This is a genomic window from Mucilaginibacter sp. (genome assembly GCF_965277465.1).
Taxonomy (GTDB): Bacteria; Bacteroidota; Bacteroidia; order Sphingobacteriales; family Sphingobacteriaceae; genus Mucilaginibacter.
Window position 1 is genome coordinate 546071 of record NZ_CBDICW010000001.1, and the last position, 16129, is coordinate 562199.

Sequence of the window (16129 nt, forward strand, 5' to 3'; positions counted from 1 at the left end):
GCTGTTTGAATAAATTGAACTAACTTATCCTTTTAAAGCTTCAATTTCTTTTAGCGTTTTAGGCAGATATTTACCTAAAAGCTGGCTGCCAGTATCTGTTATTAAAAAGTTATCCTCAATACGGATACCGCCAAAATCGCGATAGGTATTCAATACATCGTAATTGATAAAATCAGCATATTTATTTTCGGCTTGCCAGCGGTCTATCAGCTCTGGTATAATGTAAATACCGGGTTCAATGGTAAGTACATAACCGGCTTCCAATTCACGGCCCAAACGCAGCGATTTTAATCCGAAGACGGTTTCTTTTTTCAAGGTATCGGTATAACCTACATATTGCTCGCCCAAATCTTCCATATCATGGGTATCCATACCTAACATATGGCCCAATCCGCATTGAAAAAACATGGTATGCGCGCCTGCTGCTATGGCTTCGGCAGCCTCGCCCTTCATTATATTAACTGCGGTTAAGCCTTCAACTAATTTTTGGCAGGCCTGCAGGTGTATCTCTTTATATTGTACCCCGGGTTTTAGCATGCTTATGGCATGATCCATTGAGTTGAGTACAACTTCATAAAGTTCTTTTTGGCGGGTGGTAAAGCTGCGGCCAACAGGAACGGTGCGGGTAAGGTCGCCACCATAATGCATGGCATTTTCGGCACCAATATCGGCCAAAACCATCCGTCCTTCCTGCAGGGTGTTACCATAATAATGCGTGTGCAGCGTTTGTCCATGGGTAGTAATAATAGCCGGATAACCTAAGCGTGCATTTGCAGCTATCGCTACTTCATGAGCCTTTGCAACCAATTCATATTCCTTAATGCCGGGGCGGGTGTGTTTTATTACAGCTAACTGCATATCCACACTGATAGATACAGCGTTTTCCATTTGCTCAACCTCAAGCGGCGATTTTATAACGCGCTGCGCAATAACCGCTTTAATCAGCTTTACAGAAACATGATCTGCAATATCCTGAATGCTTACATTAAGCCATGCCGAAAGTTTAACTTTATTTTCAGGACGATAAGGCGGCAGGATATGAACCTTACGGCCATTGGTTATAGCTTTATGAACATAATGGGTAATTTGGTTATAGGCATTGGTTTTAGCTACACCAGCTAAGGCTGCCATCTCACTAACGGTAGGTAATATTCCCGTCCATATAATATCATCAATGCTCAGTTCGTTGCCAAAAACAACTTCTTCGCCGGTATCAGTATCAATAATTGCAGCAAGGGTAGGTACATCTAAACCAAAGTAATATAGAAAATTACTGTCTTGCCTAAAGGGATAGCAATTGTCTTTGTAGTTCATGCTGCTATCCTCGTTACCAAGTAACAGGATAAGACCATCATTGCCAATGTTTTGCTTTAGTGTTTGCCTGCGGTTAACGTAAACCTGCTTATCAAAAAGGTTGAGTTCCATACCGCAAATATATTCCTTATTTGAAGAATTAAGCAGATTTGCAGCTATTGAAAAGTGTTAAACAACTTAAGCCGCTAATTGGTAGGCTATCTTTTCAATCAAACAACTAATATCAAATGGTTTTTGCAGTATATCATCAGGGGCTCCTTTTTGCTTTAATGAATCAGCAATGGGATCCTCGCTCGAGCACATGATAACCGGAAGATTTTGCGTTGTTTTATTAAGTTTTATAAGCTGGCATATTTCCTTGCCGTTTATGCCTGGCAATATAGCGTTCAGTATGATGAGGTCGGGGTGATCCGATTTAATATGATTAAAAATATCGCTGCCGCTGGTTATTGCAAATACCTCGTAACCATTATTTATTAATATGTAGGTCATCACCTCCAGCATGAGCACATTATTGTCTACTATTAATATTTTCTTTGTCATTATGCTTCTGCTTTACCTTTGCAGATGCACAATACAATACAAAGCCCATGCCACAGGTTAAAAATTAAAAATATAACTGCTTAGTTTTGAGGTTTTAATGCTTTCAGAATTATATTTACGCAATAATAGTACATACCCCAGCACAATAATTGACTTTTATTACATTTGATGGGTACAAAAAAATGTTTGCATAGAAATGGACAATATTAATATCAAGATACTTGCTAAGGAATTAAATATCTCAACGTCTACCATTTCGAGGGCATTTAACGGCAGTCCTGATATTAATAAGGACACAAAAGAGAAGATCCTGGCATTTGCCCGCGAACATAATTTTTTACCAAACCATTATGCCAGTAACCTTCGCGATAAAAAAAGCAGAACGTTAGCTGTTATAATTCCCGAAATAACCAATGAGTTTTTCTCGCAGGCCATAAACGGTATTGAAGAAATTGCCCGTAAAAAGGGTTTTTATATTTTACTTTACCGTACCGATGATGTTTTTGAAAAAGAAGTATCGTTTGTAAACTACCTTAACAATGGTAAGGTTGATGGTATTATCATGTCGGTTTCAGGCGAGGCCAATGATCACAATTATCTGCGTAAGCTCGAACAAAAAAATATCCCTGTAGTGTTTTTTGACCGTGTATACGAAGATATTGAAGCAGCCAAAGTAACTACTAATGACTATGAGAGCAGTTTTGCCGCAACCGAGCATTTGATTGATACCGGCTGTACCAGGATAGCCTACCTGGTGGTTAACAAAAGCATCTCAATTGGTAAGGTGCGTATGCAGGGTTATGTTGATGCACTGCAAAAACACAATGTTCCTTTTAATGATGACCTGGTTATTGATTGCAGTAACGATGAAAAGGAAAATTACGCCATACTGAAAAAGGTTTTGGAAGAAACCAAACCCGATGGTATCTTCAGCTCGGTTGAGCGTTTGGCCTTTGCAACTTATTATGTTTGCAATGATCTGCAAATAGATATTCCGGGTAAGCTAAAGGTCATCAGCTTTTCCAGCCTGGGTATAGCACCCTTATTATGCCCGCCGCTATCAACCATTACACAGCCAGCCTATGAAATGGGTATAAAAGCAGCCACCCTGCTGTTTGACGAGCTGGAACGTAAAGGGATGCCGGTGAGCAAAAAGGAACACGTATTAAAATCAAAGCTGTTTATAAGGAAGTCATCCGGCGGGTGATCTGAAAAGATTAAAAGCAGTCGCTCGGCTCCAGCCGAGTGACGATTATATGGCGGCCTCTGGCCGAAGCTATTCCCTGTTTTCGGCCAGGACTGAAGGAATATTAGCCACTCGGCAGGAGCCGGGCGACTGCAAGGAAAATTATTATAAAAGGAAAGGCGCCGAATTGGCGCCTTTCCTTTTATAATATCAAATAGTTATCTATTAAATATGGATGAATAATTCCGCTTTAGGTTTACGAACCTTAGCTAATTTGCTGTAGTCATCATCAGCAGAGCGGAAACCAATTGGAGCAATTACCGAAGCGGTTAAGCCTTTTTCTTTCAGCCCAAGGATCTCATCAAACTTACCATTCTGGAAACCTTCCATCGGGCAGGCATCAATGCCTAAATCAGCTGCAGCAGTAAGCAATACACCTAATGCAATGTAAGCCTGTTTGTGCGACCATGTGATCTTCTGATCTTCGCTTAAACGGTCAACAGTACCAACCATTGTTTGCTCAAAACCTGCAATATGCTCGCGGTCAATGCCACGGGTTTCAACAATATTGTCAACATACTTAGCTACCAAAGCCTCGTCAATTGTAGTTTCAGAAGCAAATATAATAACATGCGATGCTTCTGTTAACTGCGGCTGGCCATAAGCAGCTTCACGCAGTTTTTCCCTGATCTCCGGGTTTTCAACTACCAATACTTTGTACGACTGAAGACCATAAGATGATGGTGCTAATTGTACCGCAGTTAAAAGGCTATCTAATTGTTCGGCACTTAATTTCTTAGTGTGATCGAATTTTTTTGTGGCGTAACGCCATTTTAATTTATCTATTAATGACATGTTTTTAAAGTTTTTACAAGATTAAGTGTTTAAACAAGCTTTTCGGTCATTTGTGGGTAAATCTATTCTTTTACCGCGTCCTTTAACACCTTTTCCTGGTCCTTTTCATCGCTCCGCATTTTCCGTTTTTCCTGGCGGATCTCTTTCTTGGTCTTTCCTGCTGTATCAACTAAAAGCTCTTTCCTTTTTTCCTCATCGCGCAGGCGTTCAATATCGGCCTTAAGTTTATCCTTGGCGCTTATTGTTTTTACTTCCTGCTTTTTAGCGGTGGTATCCTTTTTACCAAATAACCGCTGAAAAAAAGTTGGCTTTTTTTCGGGCACCACGCCTACCGGCACGGCATCATCATCGTCATTCTGTTTCATTAAACTATCGGCAACTGCGGTATTAACCGGCGCTATCTCGCGGCGCAAACCCTCTTTAAGCCTTACCGAATAAAAGCCATAATAATTACTATCGCGCTGCGCACGGCCATGCCCCGCCATTAAATTACCCAGCGAATTAAAATAGCCAATCAAGCCCGGCCTTAATGTACCATCGGGCATAAATGAGTATAAGCCTGTTTTTGGGTGCGGAACAATACTGGCCAGGTAAATACTTTCGCCAATGGTAAGCTCGGCCGGTGTTTTGCCAAAATAATAGCGGGAAGCTTCGCCAATACCATAAATTCCCCTGCCCCATTCAATAATGTTGAAATACACTTCAAGCATTCGGTTTTTAGTCATGATATGGTTGTTCTCAATCATCCATACAATCAATATCTCCTCAATTTTGCGGGCCAGCGTTTTTTCGCGGCTCAAAAAGGAGTTTTTAACCAGCTGCATTGATATAGTACTACCGCCGCGTTTAAATTTTTTATCCTTAAAGTCGGTAGCTAATGATTTGCGGATGCTTTCCTCCACAAAACCATGATTGGTATAAAACGAAGGATCCTCGGCCGTCATAACTGCATTGCGCAGGTTTGGTGAGATCTGATCAAGCGGTGTATAATAAGAATTTTCGGGGCCGATGATATGCGGGCCCATTGGCTTGCCTTTTTCATAAGGCGTATAAACAAATACATTGTTTAGCTTGGAAAGATCTGTTTTACCATACTTACGAATGCTAAAACCATCCTTCCCCAGGCGCGAATCAAACTGAACATCATCCGGGCTGGCCGTGTTTAAAAAAAAGTTGAGGCTATAGTTAAGCTTTCCGGCAACCTGGATGCCATCCAACGAATCAAAGATCCCCGAAGGAAAAGAATCAAACAGATCCTGTGCATTAAGCCAGCCGGTATTTACTTTCATTTCGTAAATCTTGACCGGGTTCAATGTATATTTTATATAAGGATGTGCCGTTATCTTTTTAAGGTGGATAAGCGATGAGCTATCAATTGATACATAGTTTTGCCCTACAAAAACATTTGCATCAATACCTGCATTGGGCACCACAATATCGGTACTGGCAAGGCCCGGCTGGTTAATCAGCAGGTTGCTTACGCCCCAGTAGCCAAATATCCTGGTTTCGCCGTCGCTGTGTTCAACTTTGCTTAAGCGGGTGCTCAGCGTATCAAAATTAACTTTCAGGTGGTAGCGTTTTTCAATAAAGGGCAGCTCTACTTTTTTGCCATCGGCATAAAGCTTTATGTCAATGTCTTTGTCTGACGGATGCATGCGGCCATCAAAATGCCATATAGCAGCACCATCATTAAGATTAAAGGTTGAACTTAATTTTCCATCTTTTATCAATGCCGATTGTGCCAGCACCTTAAAGCTGCTGCTATCGTTTTTAAAGGAGATAAGAAAGTTATTCAGTGTCAGATCATCCGGGATTTTATATAAAACCTCTTTGATCAGGTTATTTGAAAGTTCAGACAGGTCAACCTTTTGATGTTCGGTGGTGTCCTTTTTCCTTTTAAATAAAAAATCGAAGTTTTTAACGTGGTTAATATCCGTCAGGTTCAGGTGCCCTTCCTGCAGGTTTACATTGGCCAGCTTAACTTCGCCTAATATCAGCGGCAGCAGCTTCACACTTACATCAAACTTTTTAATGCTGAGCAGGCTATCCCGCTGCTGTGGTACTACAGTAATATTAGTAAAGGATACGGTACTTAAGCCGGTAAAACTGGCCGAGCCAATTTCAAGGTCTAAATTATACTTGCTTTTTGCCTTGTTCTTTGCTTTTTCAATAGCGTGCTGTAATAAAGCCCCGCGTTTGCTATAGGCAATATAACCCCCGATTAACAGAATAACAATAAGGGAAACGAGCACAATACCCGCAATACGGATATATTTATGTTTAAGGCTGGGGCTATGCATCTAAAAATATTTATCCAAAACTAAACTAATTCTTATGCGATACAAACGCGGGGCAACGTAAAATGTTTCCTAAATCAGATAGTAATGAACAATATGGTAATGCAGGGCCCGAAAGCCATTAACCAGTTTATCCCTCTGCCAACACCTTTGAACTGGCAATTTCATTATAAATACCATCCCAAAGATCAATCCTTTTTTGAAGGGCTGTAACTGAGGCCGCGGTGATCTCTTCCCATTTCTGAGGATCATTACCGCAAAGCTCGGTAGTCATTTCAAGGGCAAGGTGGCTGTGATGCCCGCCGTCTACTTCTATATGGCGGTCGAGGTAATATTTAAATTGAGATACCTGGCCCGGGAATTTGCTGTTCAGATCGTTTACAATGGAAAGGAACATATAAGGGATCAGGTCTTCGCGGCCGAAGGTAAATACTGCTGCCTGTAAATAAGACTTTCCGCTGTTAATCACATCAAAAGTATGCTCAACAAACCCGCGGGCAGCATCAGGCACATTAGTGGTATTGAAAGCCGCTGTTAGATCGCCTGTGTTTTTCAGCGCAGCTATAAAATTCAAAAAATCAACCGGCTCGGCACCGCATTGCTGCATGGCAGCCAGGTACATTTCAAAATGGCTTTTGCGAATGCCTTCGCTATCCACATCAGATTCTTCGCCGGTTACAATTTCGTTGATCAGGTAACGGGTATTTGCTGTGCCAACCGGGAACCAGGGCACATCGGTACAGGTTAAGTTTTGCTGTAATGATTTTAGTAACGACATAAAATCCCACACGGCATAAATGTGGTAGTTCATAAATACGCCCAAGTCATCAATGTTACTTATTACATTGTAAACCTTGTGGTTAATTATCTGCTGCTGTAATGGCTCAATAGCCTGCTGTAGCTTTTTTATCTGCTCGTTCATCTGTTATCAACACTTTTTCCGGGAGCAAAGGTAGGATATTGTGCTGATTTGCAAATTTGAAATGCGCAAAAAAGGTGATGCTTAGCCGATTATGAGAAAGTGGTGACTTGCGGGAGCAGCTACAGGAAACTTAACTTCATTGCGATGAGGTATGAAGAAGCAATCACCAGCTTTGCAGATCGAATAGAATGATTTACAATTTGAAAAGCCGCTCTGTAAAATAGGGGATTGCTTAGCTATCGATTGAAATAACGCGTTTTTAGCAGGCATGTAATTATGCACTACTTCTCACTGATCACCACCCTGAATTTATTTTTATACACCACATGCCCGGTGCTTTGTATATATGGCTGCACGGCTTGTAAAACAGTATCATGTACCTTTTCAAATCCGTTCATTTCAATTGCTTTTGCAGCCGGGCCTACGGCCAGCAGGCCACGCAGTGCGGTATTGGTATCCGGGTAATCCCACGTGGTATCCAGATCGCGGTTATCAATTATTTTGAAGTCGGCCTGGGTTAAAATAGTTTCCAACAGCTGGTTTTCTGATAAGGCAAACGGGCCGGGAGCGCCGGGCGGTGGTGGCGGTAGCAGGCTGCCAACGGCCTTTAAATAAGTTGCCGCTTCGCAGTCATCCTTGTTTCCCCATATCATTACTACCAGTTTACCACCAGGTTTTAATACGCGGTGTGCCTGGGCAAGCGCATTTGGTGTATTGGCTGCATATTGAAAAGAGTTAAAGCCGCAAACCACATCAAAGGTATCATCAGCAAAAGGAAGTTCTTCCATCTCGCCGGTAGTAAAGTTGGCGGTGGTATTGCGCTGCCGGGCTTCGGTTATCAGTGCTTCGCTGGCATCAATCCCGGTTACATAGGCCCCGGTAGCACTTGCCAGGCTACTGAACAGCCCCGAGCCGCAGCCAACATCTAATAGTTTATCGGCCGGATTAAGGTTTAAAAATATCAGGGCATGCACATAACCGGCATTGCCTGTTTGTTCCTGTATTGTTGCCCAATCCTTTGATTGCTTGCCCCAAAGCGGCCCCTGTATAGCAGCTGAACCCATATTGTTAAGATTTTAAGCAAGTTAGGAAATTTTAAAAAACATGACAATGATAAAATTCATAACCACAAAGGATTTATTGCTTGCTAATTATTATACTTAATTAAAACATTTTACTTTAAGTAAACTTATTTACATTAAGTAATAAAAGCAAACATGAGCAAATTAGAAAACATAGAACTGCAAAAGCAATTTGGGGCGGCTGTTAATAACAGTGATTGGGATAAGTTGTATACTCTGGTTTCTCCTACTAATATTGATCATGATCCGGCTCCGGGCCAGGCTGAAGGGCCAGAAGGTTATATCAACTTTTTCAAAATGATGAAATCAGCTTTTCCTGATATGAAAATTGAAGTTGAGCACCTGGTGGCCGACGAGGACAACGTATCTTTTGCCTACCGCGTAACCGGCACTCACAAAGGTGAGTTTATGGGCATAGCAGCAACCGGGCAAACTATTAATGCCCGTGGCATGCAGATCAGCAAGTTTAAAGATGGTAAAATGGTTGAACGCTGGGGAAGCTCGGATGAGTTAGGTATTTTAAAGGAGTTAGGGCTTAAATTTTAATTTTATAGCGCACAATAGGTCAGGGAACCCGGGGGATATAAAAGTTTCCAGGTATTTCTGACCTGTTATTTACCGCATCATAAAAACTTACACCTTAATTGCTCAATACCTCCCGAGCCATCTGCTATCAAAAAAATTCCGGGTAAGCCAAAAAATCTGCACATTTGCAAAGCAGCATATTTGAGCACCAACAAAATGTCATTATCCGATTTTTTTAGTCCTATTGATCTTAAAAACATTGTCCCCTCAACAGGGTATTATACCAGTCAGTTAGGGAGTAAGATCGAGCATTTTTCGGTTGATTTTCCTTCGATGGAAGACAAAACGGATATTGCCATCATCGGAGTGCAGGAAGACCGCAACGCCATCAACAATTCCGGCTGTGCCCTTGGCCCCGATTATGTGCGCGAAAAGCTATACCGGCTTAACGAGGGTAATTATAATACCAAAATTGTTGATCTTGGTAATATCCGCCAGGGCGCAACCGTAACAGATACCTATATTGCCCTGAAAACGGTTGCCGAGGAGCTGATTAAGAACGATATTATCCCGGTAATTATAGGCGGTGGGCAGGACCTTACCTACGCCCAGTATATGGCTTATGAAAACCTGGAGCAAAAGGTAGATCTGGTAATTATTGACCCGCGCTTTGACCTGGATGACGACATCAGTCCTGAAAGCATTGAAGCCACTTCAGAATCCTATCTCAATAAAATATTCCTGCACGATCCTAACTTTTTGTTTAATTACAGCAATTTGGGTTACCAAACCTATTATGCCAGTCAGGATAGTCTGCGCGTAATGGATAAACTGTACTTTGATGTACACCGCCTTGGCGAGCTAAGCGGCAATGTGGCCATTACCGAGCCTGTCATCCGCAATGCAAGTATGATCAGTTTTGACATGGGTGCCATCCGCTCGTCAGATGCAATGGCTAATGCCAATGCAGGCCCCAACGGTTTTTATGGCGAGGAGGCCTGCCAGATAGCACGTTATGCCGGCTTTAATGATAAGTTGAGCTCCATAGGCTTTTATGAGTTTAACCCTGCTTATGATAATAACGGGCAAACGGCCATGCTGCTGGCCCAAATGATCTGGTATTTTATTGATGGTGTTTACAACCGCAAAAAAGATTTTCCGCTCAATCCAAAATCGCAATACCTTATTTACAAAACAAGCCTGAAACATGATGACCACGAACTGGTGTTTGTGAAAAGCAAAAAATCAGACCGCTGGTGGATGCAGGTACCTTACCCTACAGGCGGCTCAAAAAACGAGCGCTTTCACTTAGTTCCTTGTCGCTACGACGATTATAAGACGGCTGTTTCCGGCGAAATGCCCGATCTTTGGTGGCGCACTTATCAAAAATTAAACTGATCTGCATAATTCATTGGCAGTTTTAACGTTATCACAGCTTATCATTCAATAAAATAGTGAAGAGAATATTTTTTTATTTCATAGCAATGCTGCCAGCTTTGGCCTTTGCCCAGGATCCCGCAACATTTAGCATACAGAGCAAGGTTGGCACATTAAATGCCCCTGCAAAAGCATACCTCATTTATCAGTATGGCGCCAATAAGGTAATTGACTCGGCACAGATCAGCGCCGGAAGCTTTAATTTTACCGGGCAGATATTAACACCCACCAACGCAATTATGGTTATTGACCATACCGGTGTAGGCTTTGAAAAATTAGACGAAAAGGCCGATGTATTAAATTTTTATATAGATAAAGGAGATTTTGCCATGAGCAGCCCTGATTCTATTTCAAAAGCACAGATCACCGGCTCGCCGATAAATGACGACAATAAAAAGCTGATCGCCGCTTTAAAACCGATAAAGGATAAAGCTAAAAAATTATCCGATGACAAAAATGGCGCTACACCGGCGCAGCAACTGTCTGCCGAGTTTAAAGCATCCATAGTAGTAAGGCAAAAGGAATTACAGCTTACCCAAAAAACTATTTTAAAGCAATTTATATTAGCCAATCCAAACAGTTATTTGAGCTTGCTGGCACTATATTCGGTTGATGGGCCATCGCCCGACCCTGCCGACCTGGAGCCGCTTTACAATTCACTATCAGACAATGTAAAGAGCACCGAAACCGCTAAGGTGTTTAAAACCGCGCTCGATAAGTTAAAACTTACAGCCGCCGGTGTAATGGCCCCTGATTTTACCCAGAACGATGTAAATGGCCTTCCGGTAAAGCTATCATCCTTTAGGGGTAAATATGTTTTGATTGACTTTTGGGCATCGTGGTGCCGTCCCTGCCGCGAGGAAAACCCCAACGTGGTAAAAGCCTACAATGCTTATAAAGACAAAAACTTTACCGTGCTGGGCGTATCGCTTGATAAAGAAGACGGGAAAGCGGCCTGGCTTTCGGCTATAAAAGCTGATGGCTTGAACTGGACACAGGTATCAGACCTTAAATATTGGAACAACCAGGCGGCAGCCTTATATTATGTATCATCAATTCCTGCTAATTTTTTGATTGACCCTAACGGGAAGATCATTGCGAAGGACCTGCGCGGCGATGACCTTGAAAATAAGCTGAAAGAACTTTTAGATAAAAAATAACACCTCCGGATGCTTAATTCGCACTAAATTTCTTTAATAGACATTAAAGTTTTATTTTGCGTTAAAAAGGGAATAGAATGAAGAAACTAATTATAGCAGCGCTGGCTTCGTTACCGGCACTTGCATTTGCCCAGGATGGCAAATATTCGGTTCAGGGATCGGTTGGCGCTTTCAACGCGCCGGCAAAAATGTACCTTGAATCTTTCGCAGCAGGAAAAACCGTTGTTGATTCGGCTACGCTTATTAATGGAAAATTCCAGTTTGAGGGAACTACCGGCGCCGTGCCAAAAAATGCGTACCTGATATTTAATCAAAAAGGTACCGGCCCTAACACCAGGGATTATAAAATGATCTACCTTGAAAAAGGTACAGTAACCGTAACCAGCAGCGACACCCTTAAAAGTGCTAAGGTTGCCGGAACAAAAACCAACGAAGACAATACCCGTTACGAAGCTGCTTTGAAACCAACCGCTGATGCTTATGCAGCATTAGAGGCTAAACAAAGCAAAGCAAGCCCTGAAGAGCAAAAATCTGAAGCTTTTTTAAAACAAGGCCATAAAGAAGAAAAAGCCATTGACCTGCAGGAGGCTGCCATAAATAAAAAATTCATCCAGGAAAATCCTGATTCATTTATCAGCCTGAATGTACTGGAAAGCTATGCTTACAGTGCTGATTACGTTGATATTGCACCATTGTTCAACAACCTTTCGCCAGCTATTAAAGAAACTGATAACGGTAAAAAGTTTGCTGAAAGACTGCCAAAATTAAAAGCGGTTGCTTTAGGTGCCGTTGCACCAGAATTTGCCGAGGCTGATACCGCAGGTAAAATTGTTAACCTGTCATCTTTCCGCGGTAAATACGTGCTGATTGATTTTTGGGCATCATGGTGCGGCCCTTGCCGTCACGAAAACCCGAATGTGGTAAAAGCATACAATCGTTATAAGGATCAAAAATTCACTATCGTAGGCGTATCGTTAGACAGGCCTAATGCAAAAGATAAATGGTTAAAAGCTATCCATACTGATGGCCTTGCCTGGACCCAATTATCTGACCTGCAATTCTGGAACAGCAAAACAGCTGGGTTGTACGCAGTGCGTGCCATCCCGCAAAACTTTTTGCTTGATCCTAATGGTAAGATCATCGGTAAAAACCTAAGAGGTGATGATTTGGAAGATAAATTAGCCGAGCTTTTTCCTAAGGCTGCAAAAGCAGGAAAAGCTGAAAGCAAATAAGAAATAACCATACAGGGCAAATGCCCCATTGGATAAAACTAAAGTCCGGAAGAAAGCGCATAATGCTTTGCCTTCCGGACTTTTTTTATTTTGCCGAATCAACAGTTTCTTTAACAGCCATTCCTGATACCTTTTAATTGTGCTTTATTTTTTTTAATTTCCGGATGTATGATACTTTTGGTTATTTGTGTTAAATAGCCATTAAAGTTTTGTGCTGAAATATGAACACTGCCGATAATTATGAGCTCTTAATTGATAAGATCAACATCTTTATACGCAAATACTATTTCAATAATTTTTTACGCGGGCTTATCTTTTTAGGCGCCGGCCTGTTCTCGGCCTATGTAGTTATTACACTTTGCGAATACTTTGGCAATTTCAATACCCTTTTCCGCACCATATTATTTTACCTGTTCATCCTGTTAAATGCCGGCCTTATTTTTTGGCTCATCATTCCATCATTATTAGCATGGTTAAAGTTAGGCAACTCCCTAACCCACGATGAAGCCGCCGAGATCATCGGCAAACACTTTAATGATGTTAATGATAAACTGCTCAACACCCTTCAGCTTAAAAAACAAGCGGCCGAAGATGTACAGCACCGTGCATTAATTGAGGCCAGCATCAACCAAAAAATTGAAGCCTTAAAACCTGTCAGCTTTCCATCGGCCATAAATATCCGCGAAAATACAAAGTACTTAAAGTGGGTACTGATCCCAGCAGGGCTCATTTGTATTATCGCGCTTGCTGCACCTTCTGTATTAACAGAAAGCACCAAAAGGCTAATCAGGCATAATGAATACTTTGTACCGGTTGCCCCGTTTACTTTTGTAGTGCAAAACAAGGCGCTATCTGTAGTTCAGGGCGATGACTTTAAGCTCGACCTTAAACTTATCGGCGATAAACTGCCAGCTGATGTTTATGTAGAAACTGCCAACAATACCTTTAAGCTTGATAAAGAGAATATCAGCCATTTTCACTATCTCTTTAGCAATTTGCAGCAAAATACTACGTTTAAGCTATCGGGCAATGGCTTTATATCGGCACCATACCAGATAAAGGTAAACCTGCGCCCTTCACTTTTACATTTTGATGTGCAGTTAAATTATCCGGCTTATCTACATAAAAAAAATGAATCACTGCCAAATGCGGGCGATCTCACTATTCCTGCCGGAACGGTGGTTACCTGGGCATTGCATACACAGCATGCTACAACACTGCTTTTTAACATCAATGGCAAAACAACTAATGTTACAGCTACCACACCAGATGTTTTTGAACACCGCGAAAGGATAATTAAAAACAGCGTTTATAAAATAACGCCGCTTAATACCAGCGTAAACCATAGCGATTCGGCCAGTTACAGGGTAAATATTATTGCGGACGAGGCGCCTTCCATAACTGTACAGGAAAAGCCGGATTCGGTAAGCATGAAGGCCCTTTATTTTAATGGCCGCATCCAGGACGATCATGGTTTTTCGTCCCTTACCTTTCATTACCAGGTTGGCGCCCCCGGTGATAAGGTAAACGTTAAAACGTATACAATGCCTGTTAAGACAGGGCTTGACCAGCCGCAGGCTGATTTCTTTTATTTTTGGAACTTAAAAGATGTGGGCATAAAGGCTGGCGACCATGTTACCTATTATTTTGAGGTGGCTGATAATGACGCCGTTAATGGCCCTAAAAAAGTTCGCTCGCCTGAGCATACGCTGAACATACCTGACGCAAAAGAAATAAACGACCAGCTAAATGCAGGCACACAGGCTGTAAAACAAAAAATGCAATCGGCCATTAAGCTTGCCGGGCAGATAGAAAAGGATTCGCAAAAGCTTAACCAGCTTTTACTGAATAAAAACTCGCTCTCTTTTGATGATAAAAAACAAATTGCCGACCTGCTGCAAAAACGCCGCGAGCTGGACGATTTAGTGAAAGAGGTGCAGGCCGATAATAAAAAGAACCTGTACAACCGGCAGGAAAACCAGCAACAGGATAAAAACCTGAGCGAAAAGCAGCAGCAAATGGAACAACTCCTTAGCAGCATGCTTGACCCTAAAACCCAGCAAATGCTCGAAAAATTGCAGAATATGCTGGAGCAGGAACAAAAAGAAGGGGCCCGGGATCAGCTTTCAAAAATGCAGACGGATAATAAATCCCTAAAAAAGGAACTTGACCGCATGCTGGAGCTTTATAAAAAATTAGAGTTTGAGCAAAAGCTGAATCAGAATGTTGACCAGTTGAACAAGCTATCGGAACAGCAGCAAAAACTGGCCGACCAGGCAAAACAAGCCGGCGCAGATGCGCAAAGCCTGCAAAAAGAACAGCAAAAGCTTAACCAGGATTTTCAGGACACCAAAAAATCATTAGACGACCTGCAAAAAACAAATGAGCAGGCAGAACACAAGCAGGATTTTCAAGACCCTAAAAAGGAAGAGCAAAGCATTGAGCAGCAGATGGAAAAAAGCGCCGATGAACTGAAAAAGAACAGTCCCGAAAAAGCATCAAAACCACAGCAGCAGGCCGCAAAAGAAATGAAGCAACTGGCTGATAAAATGCAGCAAAAGGAACAGGATGGTGAAGAGGCTGAAAACAGTGTTGACGAGCAGCAATTAAGGGCCTTATTGAAGAACCTGGTTAACAGTTCTTTTGAGCAGGAAAAGGTTATGCAAACCTTAAAGAGTACCAATCCAACCGATCCTAATTATACTACGCTTGCCCAAAACCAAAAGAATATAAAAGATAACCTTAAAACTGCCGAGGATAGTTTATATGCATTAAGTAAAAGGATACCTCAAATACAATCGACTGTTAATAAGGAGGTTACCGGTATTAATGAGCATATTGACCAGGCCCTTGAAAACCTTGGCGAAAGGCGTACCGGAGAGGCTACGAGCAACCAGCAATACGCTATGACCTCCATGAACAACCTTGCCCTGATGCTTAATGAGGCGCTCGACCAGCTGCAGAATATGAAGAGCAAAGGCAAAAGCGGCAAGGGAAAAGGCAAGCAGCAATCAGTTTCTCAACTGGCTAAAATGCAGCAGCAATTGAACCAGAATATGCAAAAAGCAAGGGAACAAATGCAGCAGCAGGGCAACCAGGGAAGCCAGGGAAAAAATCAAGGCGGAAATAATGGGAATAATGAAAAAATGAGCGAACAATTAGCTAAATTAGCGCGTCAGCAACAGCAGATAAGGGAGGCGTTGCAGCAAATTAATCGCGAGGAAAACAAAGACGGTACGGGTGGTTTAGGTAATTTGGATAAAATTTCGAAAGAAATGGAACAAACTGAACACGATCTCGTAAACAGGAGGATAACGGAGGATGCCATTAAGCGGCAGCAACAGATTCAAAGTCGTTTGCTGGAGGCAGAAAAGGCCGAACAGGAGCGTGAACAAGAACAGCAGCGCGAAAGCCATGCAGGAAAAGATACGCCGCCGGGATACATCAAGGCTTTGCAAAGCTATAAGCAGGCCAGCGAAAAACAAACAGAACAGGTAAGGACCGTTCCGCCTGCGCTAAATTTATACTATAAATTAAAAATTAAATCTTACTTTGATCTACTCAACGCTAAATGAC

Annotated in this window: 12 protein-coding genes; 6 read left to right on the forward strand and 6 right to left on the reverse strand. The window is 42.1% G+C overall.

Features of this window, described 5'->3' with window-relative positions:
- Positions 1 to 24: 24 nt before the first annotated feature.
- Together ACQY4U_RS02420 and ACQY4U_RS02425 are read right to left on the reverse strand one after the other, a co-directional pair.
- Positions 25 to 1425 (reverse strand): aminopeptidase P family protein, encoded by a 1401-nt coding sequence (locus tag ACQY4U_RS02420; protein WP_428327780.1) that lies wholly within the window; start codon positions 1423 to 1425, stop codon positions 25 to 27.
- A gap of 66 nt (positions 1426 to 1491) precedes the next feature.
- A complete protein-coding gene (locus ACQY4U_RS02425) occupies positions 1492 to 1857 on the reverse strand; it encodes a response regulator (RefSeq protein ID WP_428327781.1) in 366 nt (121 codons plus the stop codon).
- A gap of 196 nt (positions 1858 to 2053) precedes the next feature.
- On the opposite strand from ACQY4U_RS02425, the gene ACQY4U_RS02430 reads away from it, so the two are divergent.
- Positions 2054 to 3064, forward strand: a complete 1011-nt coding sequence (locus tag ACQY4U_RS02430) for a LacI family DNA-binding transcriptional regulator (protein WP_428327782.1) — start codon at positions 2054 to 2056, stop codon at positions 3062 to 3064.
- 204 nt (positions 3065 to 3268) lie between these two features.
- Here ACQY4U_RS02430 and ACQY4U_RS02435 read toward each other — a convergent pair whose 3' ends face one another.
- From ACQY4U_RS02435 to ACQY4U_RS02450, 4 genes are all read right to left on the reverse strand, one after another.
- Complete coding sequence (locus ACQY4U_RS02435; RefSeq protein WP_428327783.1) at positions 3269 to 3898, reverse strand: NAD(P)H-dependent oxidoreductase; 630 nt, start codon at positions 3896 to 3898, stop codon at positions 3269 to 3271.
- 62 nt (positions 3899 to 3960) lie between these two features.
- Positions 3961 to 6198, reverse strand: coding sequence for a transglycosylase domain-containing protein (locus tag ACQY4U_RS02440; protein ID WP_428327784.1), 2238 nt, complete (start codon positions 6196 to 6198; stop codon positions 3961 to 3963).
- 127 nt (positions 6199 to 6325) lie between these two features.
- A complete protein-coding gene (locus ACQY4U_RS02445; protein WP_428327785.1) occupies positions 6326 to 7117 on the reverse strand; it encodes a DUF3050 domain-containing protein in 792 nt (263 codons plus the stop codon).
- Positions 7118 to 7398: 281 nt separating this feature from the next.
- Entirely contained in the window at positions 7399 to 8181 is a 783-nt protein-coding gene (locus ACQY4U_RS02450) for a class I SAM-dependent methyltransferase (protein ID WP_428327786.1), read from the reverse strand.
- A gap of 153 nt (positions 8182 to 8334) precedes the next feature.
- Between ACQY4U_RS02450 and ACQY4U_RS02455 the strand changes: the two genes are divergently transcribed.
- From ACQY4U_RS02455 to ACQY4U_RS02475, 5 genes are all read left to right on the forward strand, one after another.
- On the forward strand, positions 8335 to 8745 hold the full coding sequence (locus ACQY4U_RS02455) for an ester cyclase (protein ID WP_428327787.1): 411 nt from the start codon (positions 8335 to 8337) through the stop codon (positions 8743 to 8745).
- A gap of 195 nt (positions 8746 to 8940) precedes the next feature.
- Positions 8941 to 10122 carry a formimidoylglutamase gene (locus ACQY4U_RS02460; protein ID WP_428327788.1) on the forward strand — a complete coding sequence of 394 codons (1182 nt, stop codon included), beginning with the start codon at positions 8941 to 8943 and terminating at the stop codon, positions 10120 to 10122.
- 56 nt (positions 10123 to 10178) lie between these two features.
- Positions 10179 to 11321: a redoxin domain-containing protein gene (locus tag ACQY4U_RS02465; RefSeq protein ID WP_428327789.1), complete on the forward strand. Its 1143-nt coding sequence runs from the start codon at positions 10179 to 10181 to the stop codon at positions 11319 to 11321.
- A gap of 77 nt (positions 11322 to 11398) precedes the next feature.
- Positions 11399 to 12553 carry a redoxin domain-containing protein gene (locus ACQY4U_RS02470; protein ID WP_428327790.1) on the forward strand — a complete coding sequence of 385 codons (1155 nt, stop codon included), beginning with the start codon at positions 11399 to 11401 and terminating at the stop codon, positions 12551 to 12553.
- Positions 12554 to 12774: 221 nt separating this feature from the next.
- Positions 12775 to 16128, forward strand: coding sequence for a DUF4175 family protein (locus tag ACQY4U_RS02475; protein ID WP_428327791.1), 3354 nt, complete (start codon positions 12775 to 12777; stop codon positions 16126 to 16128).
- Position 16129 lies beyond the last annotated feature (1 nt).

What these genes read in the sequence shown, in the direction of transcription:
- ACQY4U_RS02420 (WP_428327780.1), bottom strand. Translation starts at nt 1,425, where the DNA reads ATGGAACTCAACCTTTTTGATAAGCAGGTTTACGTTAACCGCAGGCAA.
- ACQY4U_RS02425 (WP_428327781.1), bottom strand. Translation starts at nt 1,857, where the DNA reads ATGACAAAGAAAATATTAATAGTAGACAATAATGTGCTCATGCTGGAG.
- ACQY4U_RS02430 (WP_428327782.1), top strand. Translation starts at nt 2,054, where the DNA reads ATGGACAATATTAATATCAAGATACTTGCTAAGGAATTAAATATCTCA.
- ACQY4U_RS02435 (WP_428327783.1), bottom strand. Translation starts at nt 3,898, where the DNA reads ATGTCATTAATAGATAAATTAAAATGGCGTTACGCCACAAAAAAATTC.
- ACQY4U_RS02440 (WP_428327784.1), bottom strand. Translation starts at nt 6,198, where the DNA reads ATGCATAGCCCCAGCCTTAAACATAAATATATCCGTATTGCGGGTATT.
- ACQY4U_RS02445 (WP_428327785.1), bottom strand. Translation starts at nt 7,117, where the DNA reads ATGAACGAGCAGATAAAAAAGCTACAGCAGGCTATTGAGCCATTACAG.
- ACQY4U_RS02450 (WP_428327786.1), bottom strand. Translation starts at nt 8,181, where the DNA reads ATGGGTTCAGCTGCTATACAGGGGCCGCTTTGGGGCAAGCAATCAAAG.
- ACQY4U_RS02455 (WP_428327787.1), top strand. Translation starts at nt 8,335, where the DNA reads ATGAGCAAATTAGAAAACATAGAACTGCAAAAGCAATTTGGGGCGGCT.
- ACQY4U_RS02460 (WP_428327788.1), top strand. Translation starts at nt 8,941, where the DNA reads ATGTCATTATCCGATTTTTTTAGTCCTATTGATCTTAAAAACATTGTC.
- ACQY4U_RS02470 (WP_428327790.1), top strand. Translation starts at nt 11,399, where the DNA reads ATGAAGAAACTAATTATAGCAGCGCTGGCTTCGTTACCGGCACTTGCA.
- ACQY4U_RS02475 (WP_428327791.1), top strand. Translation starts at nt 12,775, where the DNA reads ATGAACACTGCCGATAATTATGAGCTCTTAATTGATAAGATCAACATC.